The sequence below is a fragment of the uncultured Brachyspira sp. genome (genome assembly GCF_934747485.1).
Classification (GTDB): domain Bacteria; phylum Spirochaetota; class Brachyspiria; order Brachyspirales; family Brachyspiraceae; genus Brachyspira.
This window is the reverse complement of record NZ_CAKVGN010000096.1, coordinates 1-8,384: the sequence shown is the minus strand read 5'-3', so window position 1 is coordinate 8,384 and position 8,384 is coordinate 1. Positions and strand designations below refer to the sequence as shown.

Genomic DNA, 8,384 nt, shown 5'->3' with positions numbered 1-8,384 from the left:
AGTTAATTAAATTATAAGGAATACCTGCTTTTTTTAAACTAAAAAACGTGCAATATGTATGGCTCCTAAACAAAATAGATTTTAATATTTAGTTGTTTTTTCTATATTTATAGAGTATCATTTTCACCAATTAATAATATTAGGAGTTTAAAATGAAAAAAGTAGTGTTATATGTTTTAATATTCATTTCACTATTTACAAAATACGCATTTACAGAATTTGAAGCTAGTATATATGTACCTATAGGTATTACTTCCACATTTCCTAATATAGTAGATCCTAAATGGAACTTTGTAAGAAACATTTATATAGATACAATTAGAGAAGATATGAGTTTCAATGTTGGAGTTACTGAAAATTTTGGGTATAGATTCAATATAAATGAAAATAATGCTATAAGTATATTAACTGAAATAGGATATTCAAGGCTTGATTTTGCCTCTACATTTGAAGCTAAAACTGATAATAATTATGGCAATAATAAAATATATAATGCGAGTCAGAATTTAGTTTTTCATACTCTCAATATAGGATTAATGCCTAAATATGCTGTTAATATTACTTCTTTACTTAAAGATTTTAATTCAAACTATGATGGTAAAATGGAGCTTAATATAGGTATAGGTTTTGGAATGAAAATAGCATTGGCTGGTGAATATTATAATACAATGAATAATGATGCTGATGAAAATTATAAAAGTCATTTAGCCGAAAAATATTCATTCAAAGATATAAAGAGAAAATTTGATTATCCGTTTATACCATATATAAAACTTCAAATTGATGATTATTTTTATTTTAATGAAAAGATAGCATTTTTATTTGGTGTAAGTTTAATATATAATTTTGATATATTCTATGATATTGCTAATATGTCTTATGAAGATTATCAAAAAATATATGAAGGATATCCAAGTATTGGAGGCGGTGCTATTGGTTACTATGATGATTATGATATTAAGAAATACGGTTTTTCTAGTTTTGAAATAGCTTTCAATTTAGGAATGAAATTTGGAAATTAATATATTATTCAGATAAAACTATAAATTTAAAAAAACTTGGGCGGGTATGCTTTTTTGTGTGAGTAACATAATATAAACAAAATAAAAAAATCAAATATAAACAAAAAATCATAAAGGGTGGGGAATGTAAATAGATTTTAAATTTTATTTACGCTCCCCGCCCTCAATATTTAATGCTTAATTTTTAGTTTTAATTATATTTATTATTTTCAATATGAATTATGGCACCCACCCTAGTGTTTTTTAAATTTAAAATATAATTAACGCACGCTTAACTTACTAAAAAAATAAATATGTTAAATATAAAATAATTTTCATTAAACCAAAAATCTGCTTACCGTGCGTATTTAAAAATCTATGTATTATGATAACTATTAATTGAAATTTTATTTTTTTAATATAATATTGTTTAATCAATCTTAGATAAATCATAAATCATGTTTTTATTTTAAAAAAAAGAGGAAAATATGCAAAACAATATTGATAAAGTTTTAATATTAGATTTCGGCTCTCAGTTTACACAATTAATAACAAGAAGAATAAGAGAATTAAATGTTTATTCGGAGATTCACCCGTTTCATGTTTCAATAGATTTTATAAAAGAGTTTAATCCAAAAGCAATATTACTTTCAGGAGGACCTTCAAGCGTATATGAAGAAGATGCTCCAAAAGTAGATAAAAAACTATTTGAACTTGGTGTGCCTATATTAGGAATATGCTATGGTATGCAGATAATAGTTTATTCTATGGGCGGAAAAGTTGAAAGTGCAGAAAAACGCGAATATGGAAAAGCTGAAATTGAAATAACTAATCATGAAAGCATATTTAAATCATTTAGTAAAAGTAATATAGTGTGGATGAGCCATGGGGATAGTATAAAATCTATTCCTGAAGGTTTTGAACTTATAGCAAAAACACCCAATACAGAACTTGCTGCTATAGAAAATAAACAAAAAAATATTTATGCTATACAGTTTCACCCTGAAGTAGTTCATACTGAAAACGGAATAAAAATAATAGAAAATTTCTTATTTAATATTTGTAAATGTGAAAGAAATTGGAATATGGGCTCTTTTATAGAATATGAAATAAAAAGAATAAAAAAAACTGTAGGCGATAAAAATGTGATACTTGGTCTTTCAGGGGGAGTGGATTCTTCTGTAGCTGCAGTATTAATAGAAAAAGCTATAGGAAAGCAATTAAAATGCATATTTGTTAATAATGGATTATTAAGAAAAGATGAGGACAAAAAGGTTGTTGAAGTATTCAGAGATAATTTCAATATTGATTTAATTTATGTTGATGCTTCAAAAAGATTTTTAGATAAATTGGCTGGTGTTACTGACCCAGAACAAAAGAGAAAGATAATAGGTCATGAATTTGTAAATGTATTCAGTGACGAAGCTAAAAAAATAGAAAATGTAGGATTTTTAGCACAGGGTACTCTTTATCCTGATGTTATAGAGAGTGTATCATTAAGAGGAAGTTCAGCAGTTATAAAGAGCCATCATAATGTTGGAGGACTTCCTAAGGATATGAAATTTGAACTTTTAGAGCCATTTAGAGAATTATTCAAAGATGAAGTGAGAGAGATTGGATTAGAATTAAAATTACCTGAAGATATAGTTTATAGGCAGCCTTTCCCAGGTCCTGGTTTGGCAGTGAGAATTCTTGGAGACATCACAGAAGAGAGAGTTAAAATACTTCAAGAGGCTGATGATATAGTTGTAAGCGAAATAAAAAAAGCAGGACTTTACAGAAAATTATGGCAGTCTTTTGCTATACTTCTTCCTGTAAAAAGTGTTGGCGTTATGGGTGATGGCCGTACTTATGAGCAGGTTTGTGCTGTTAGGGCTGTTGAGAGTGTTGATGCTATGACTGCTGATTGGGCTAAGATTGATTATAATGTTTTGGGTATAATATCAAACAGAATAATAAATGAAGTAAAAGGTATTAACCGTGTTGTTTATGATATATCTTCAAAACCGCCTGCTACTATAGAATGGGAATAATATAATAGATGGATGAAAAAATAAAATCATCAAAAAATAAAACTATTGATTTTAATATAAATACTGAAGAAGGTAAAGCATATTTAAATAAATGTGTTATAGATAATGATAGTATAAAAGAATACAAAAAAGAAGATATTATAAATAAAACTATAAATGGAAACACTTTTGATGTATTAAAAAAAATAGAAAAGAATATAGCCGATTTAATGATAGTTGATCCTCCTTATAATATATCAAAAAACTATCATGGATATAAGTTTAAAGACAGAGATAATTTAAGCTATGAGAAATATACTCATTTATGGGTAGAAAGCATTATTCCTATATTAAGAGAAAATGCCACGGTGTATGTATGCTGCGATTGGAAGTCAAGCCTTGTTATAGGAAATGTGTTAGAAAAATATTTTAACATACAAAACAGAATAACTTGGCAGAGAGAGAAGGGTAGAGGGGCAAAAAATAATTGGAAAAATGGAATGGAAGATATATGGTTTGCTACATTATCAAATAAATACACTTTTAATATAGATAAAGTAAAAATAAGAAGAAAAGTAATAGCTCCATACAAAATTGAAGGAAGGCCAAAGGATTGGATAGAAACAGAAAACGGAAACTTTAGAGATACTTGCCCATCTAATTTTTGGGACGATATATCTATTCCTTATTGGTCAATGCCAGAAAATACAGCACACCCTACACAAAAGCCAGAAAAGTTAATAGCAAAGTTAATATTGGCTAGCTCTAATGAAAATGATTTTGTATTTGACCCATTTTTGGGAAGCGGTACTACTTCGGTTGTGGCTAAGAAATTAGGAAGAAACTACTCAGGCATAGAGCAAAACCCAGCATACTGTGCTTGGGCAGAAAAAAGAATAGAATCTGCTTTGCAAAACAAAGAAATACAGGGCTACACTGATAATATATTCTGGGAGAGAAACACTATGCAGCTTCAAAATAAGCTAAAAAAATAATTGAAAAAATATGACTTTATGTTAAAATTAATTTGGTATTGTTAATATTTTTTTTGATTAAAGGCTCGTTATATGCATGTTGATATAATAAATTACATTAAGGCTGATAATGTCAAAATAATATATAAAAATACTACTTTTCAAGATTTAGTTGCTATATCATCAAAAAATCCTCCAAAACTATTTATCATCACAAATGCAAATAAGAAAATTTTTGGCGTTGTTACATATAATGATTTGTTTGCCGTTTTAGCAAAACAAATGAAAAAAAAGAATATAGGCTGTCTTGCTAATCAAGATATATCAAAACTAGTTACTAAAAACTATATAAAAGTTCCATTTAATACAGATACTAATGATGTGTTTAATATGATGATAGATAAAAAACTAGATTATGCTATTGTTGTTGATGATAAAGATTTTCCTATAGGAATAGTGGATATATACACTTTATATGATATAATCCTTAAATTAAAAATAAGAAATATAAGGCTTAGTGTAGATAATATAGAACTAGAATCATCTATAGAAAAAGATAGATTTATCAAAGAGTTAAAAAAAGAAATAGATATATTAAATGAACAATCAATAATTGACCATATTACTAATTTATACAATATAAGATATTTTTACAAAGTTATAGAAGAGGAAGCAGAAAGAGCTAAGCGTTATAAATATACTATATCACTTATATTTATGGATTTGGATCATTTTAAGAATGTTAATGATATATATGGGCATGATTGCGGTAATTTGGTATTGCATGAGATAGGAAGAATGCTAACTTCGCCGTCTGATAATATTCTTAGAAGAAGCGACATTTCTTTTAGATATGGCGGTGAGGAGTTTATTATTATTTGTCCAAATACAAATAAACAAGAGGCACTTATTGTAGGTGAGAGGATTCGTAAAACTATTGAAAATAAAGTTTTTAATTATGAATCTCAAGATATCAAAATTACTATAAGTATTGGTATATCAGAATACAGGCACAATTCAAAGATTTCAATATTTCAATGTGTGAAAGAGTCTGACATAGCTATGTATGAGGCTAAACATCGCGGAAGAAATAGGGTTGTTGTTTATGAGTCTATAATGTCTAATAAAAAATAGTTGTTTAATATAAGGATATGTTTTTATGAAAAGTTTATTTTTACCAAATTATACTATTGGAAGCGATGCTTATAACTATATAGATGATATATGTAAAAATTATGGTTCTACGGCTGTAATTATTTCTGGAAAAAAATCCTTAAACGCTTCAAGAGATATTCTATTAAATAGTTTAAAAAAAATAAATATAATTGCTGAGATTTATTATGGTGGGGTTGCGAGCTATGAGAATGTCGAGATGCTTAAAAATATTAAAGAGATAAAAGAAGCTGATATGATTTTTGCTGTTGGAGGAGGACGCTGTGTTGATACTGTAAAGACGCTTTGCGATATGATAAATAAGCCTCTATTTACATTTCCTACATTAGCTTCTAATTGTGCTGCTGTTACAAGTTTATCTGTTATGTATAATAGTGATGATTCTTATAAAGATTTGTATACAGAGAAAAGACCTGCTATTCATACTTTTATTAATACTGATATTATATTAAGCTCTCCAGAGAGATATTTTGTTGCGGGTATGGGAGATGCTTTATCTAAGCAATATGAGACTTTATTTTCTACAAGAAATGAAGTTTTTGATTATAACAATTTTTTGGGTTATGAAATAATAAGAGAATGTTCTGATGATATAATAAAATACTATCTTAAAGCTTTTAATGATTTTAAAAATAAGAAAAATACTGATGATTTTAATAGAGTAGTTTTGCATATAGTATATACTACAGGTCTTACTTCTGTGATGATGAAAGATGATTATCATATATCATTACCTCATGCTGTATATAATGGACTTACAAGAATAAAAGAGATAGGTGAAAAGTTTTTTCATGGCGAGCTTGTAGCCTATGGAATACTTTTACTCTTAATAATGGATAAGCAGTATGATAAATTAGAAAAGGTTTTTAATTTTAATAAATCATTATCTCTTCCAACCTCAATAAAAACTATAGGTATAAAGGATATAAGTTTAGAAAATGAAGAATTATTAAAAGTTTTAGATGGGGCATATGTTTCAAAGGATTTGGAGGTTTCGCCTTATCCTATTACTAAAGATATGATAATTAATGCTATGTTAGAACTTGAAGAGTATAATAGAAAAAAACTATTATAATTTTTTATTTAGTATTTAAATTGAAAAAAATAAAAAGCTCTGGAATGATGTTTTTTCCAGAGCTTAATTTTTATTTAAATTTATTTTTTATTTTAATGTTATAACGTAATTCCATTGAGGCTGAGGATATCTTCCAGTTTTTCCAACAGGTAAGCCATTAGAATCTGTTATTTCAGCTTCGGCATATAATAAATATCTTCCTTTAGGTAAATATTGTCCGCCGCTTAATGGAGATTTTCTTCCTGCAAAATAGAATTGAGTTTGTGCTTGTCCTTCTATAACATATATTTTTGGAAGATAGAATATTAAATCTCTGCTTAAAATGTTGTAATTATCATCTATTCTTCTTGCATAAAATCTTATTTTAGCAAATTTACCCTCTGGAGGTGTTTTTACAGCTAAAGTTATTAATAATGGATCGCTTTTAGAAGCAACAAATCTGTCATTATAATTTATAATGAAAGAGCTTATATTAACTGCTTGATTATTATTTACTGCATTATTTAATGTTTGAGTATTTCCTGTATTAGGCTCTACAACCACTGTTCCTGTAGTATCATAAATATAAGCAGAGCTTCCAGAAGAAGGCTTATTTGGAGTTTGAGATGGTGCTATATCTGGTATATTGATATTATTGTTAGCTTCATATAATCCATCTTCTGTTAATGCTATAGAATTGTTGTTTGTATTTATATTAGTTTCTGTTGTATTAGGTTCTATTGTTTGATTTGTAGATAAGAAATCTTTTTCTTCTTGAGTAATATCATCACCGAATATATCATCTATTGTAGTATCGGTAATATCTGTTGTATTTGTTTCTGGGAAATCTAAGTTAGGTATTCCTTTACTGTTTAATATACTTCTTACAATAAAAAAGCCAGCAACTGCTACTATAAGTATTAAAAGAATTATTATTACTGGCTTGAGCTTTTTCTTGATTTCATTAGGCATGATAATATCCTTTTAATTTTTTAAATTATATGCTAATTAATTCGGATAATAATAAAAATCTTTTATAAAAAAATAATTAAAAATATGTTAATTCAAAAATATATTAATCCCAAAGGAAACTTTTTAATTCTTTTGATAAGTTAAGACCGGATAATTTTTTAAGAGCTTTTATTTGTATTTGTCTTACTCTCTCTCTTGTGATATTTAATTCTTTTCCAGTATCTTCTAATGTTTTAGGTTCTTTTCCGTAAAGCCCAAATCTTTCTATAATTACAGTTCTTTCTTTTTCATCTAAAGCTTTTAATGCTTCTGTGAGAGTATCTCTTAAACTTTCCATAAATGCATCTTGATGAGGAGAAGGGAAGTTTTTATCTTCAATGAAAGAAGTCATATCGTTATTATCAGAGTTTTTAAAGAAAGAGTCAACGCTAGCAGTTTCTTGTGTGAATATTATTATAGAAGAGAGTGTTTTTCTGTCTATTTTCATTTCTTTTGCTATTTCATCTATAGAAGGCTCTCTTCCAAGCTGCTGTGTGAGGTTTTTTGATATTTGTATGCTTTTTTTTATTAATCTTGCTATATGCATTGGGAATCTTATTATATGTCTTTTGCTTGATATCTCTTTGACTATACTTTGTTTTATCCACCACACTCCATAAGTAGAAAATTTAAATCCCTTTCTATATTCAAATCTTTTTACTGCCTCTATTAAGCCAATATTTCCTTCATCTATTATATCTATAAAAGGAACTCCGCTATTATAATATCTCTTTGCAATACTTATAACTAATCTTAAATTTGATTTTACTAATTTGTGCTGAATAGAATTTATTTCTTTATCAATTTCTTCAATTTCTTTAGAATACTTTTCTTCATCTTCACTTATTAATTTATTTTTATTTTCTCGGCAAACTTCAAGACGCTGCCATAATTCTAATTCTTCTTCCTTTGTAAGTCTGCGTATTTCACCTATTTGTTTTAAATATACGCTGACAGGACCTTTGTATTCTTCGTTAATATCTTTTTTCAAGTGTTATTTTCCTATCAAAAGAATATAAAAATTTAATATATATAGAATAAAAGATTTTTAAAAATTGTCAAGGTTATAAAAATAAACTTACTGTTTAGGAGCCAGAGATATTGCACATTTTTTAGTTAAAAAAAGTAGGTATTCCTTATAATATAAATAACCCAATTT

Annotated in this window: 7 protein-coding genes; 5 read left to right on the top strand and 2 right to left on the bottom strand. The window is 27.1% G+C overall.

The genetic code is table 11. The features are described 5' to 3' along the window. Nucleotides 1-152: 152 nt before the first annotated feature. The 5 genes from Q0H31_RS12465 to Q0H31_RS12445 all read left to right on the top strand — a co-directional run bounded on the left by Q0H31_RS12465 (nucleotide 153) and on the right by Q0H31_RS12445 (nucleotide 6,235). On the top strand, nucleotides 153-1,022 hold the full coding sequence (locus Q0H31_RS12465) for a hypothetical protein (RefSeq protein WP_295298665.1): 870 nt from the start codon (nucleotides 153-155) through the stop codon (nucleotides 1,020-1,022). Between the two features lie 467 nt (nucleotides 1,023-1,489). After that, on the top strand, nucleotides 1,490-3,034 hold the full coding sequence (gene guaA, locus Q0H31_RS12460) for a glutamine-hydrolyzing GMP synthase (protein WP_295298663.1): 1,545 nt from the start codon (nucleotides 1,490-1,492) through the stop codon (nucleotides 3,032-3,034). A gap of 8 nt (nucleotides 3,035-3,042) precedes the next feature. Further along, a complete protein-coding gene (locus Q0H31_RS12455; protein WP_295298662.1) occupies nucleotides 3,043-4,008 on the top strand; it encodes a DNA methyltransferase in 966 nt (321 codons plus the stop codon). A 72-nt stretch (nucleotides 4,009-4,080) separates the two neighbouring features. Next, nucleotides 4,081-5,121 carry a diguanylate cyclase gene (locus tag Q0H31_RS12450; RefSeq protein ID WP_295298661.1) on the top strand — a complete coding sequence of 347 codons (1,041 nt, stop codon included), beginning with the start codon at nucleotides 4,081-4,083 and terminating at the stop codon, nucleotides 5,119-5,121. 25 nt (nucleotides 5,122-5,146) lie between these two features. Then, nucleotides 5,147-6,235 (top strand): iron-containing alcohol dehydrogenase family protein, encoded by a 1,089-nt coding sequence (locus Q0H31_RS12445; RefSeq protein WP_295298659.1) that lies wholly within the window; start codon nucleotides 5,147-5,149, stop codon nucleotides 6,233-6,235. An 87-nt stretch (nucleotides 6,236-6,322) separates the two neighbouring features. Here Q0H31_RS12445 and Q0H31_RS12440 read toward each other — a convergent pair whose 3' ends face one another. Further along, nucleotides 6,323-7,186, bottom strand: coding sequence for a hypothetical protein (locus Q0H31_RS12440; RefSeq protein WP_295298658.1), 864 nt, complete (start codon nucleotides 7,184-7,186; stop codon nucleotides 6,323-6,325). Nucleotides 7,187-7,289: 103 nt separating this feature from the next. Continuing rightward, nucleotides 7,290-8,216 (bottom strand): sigma-70 family RNA polymerase sigma factor, encoded by a 927-nt coding sequence (locus tag Q0H31_RS12435; RefSeq protein WP_295298657.1) that lies wholly within the window; start codon nucleotides 8,214-8,216, stop codon nucleotides 7,290-7,292. Nucleotides 8,217-8,384 lie beyond the last annotated feature (168 nt).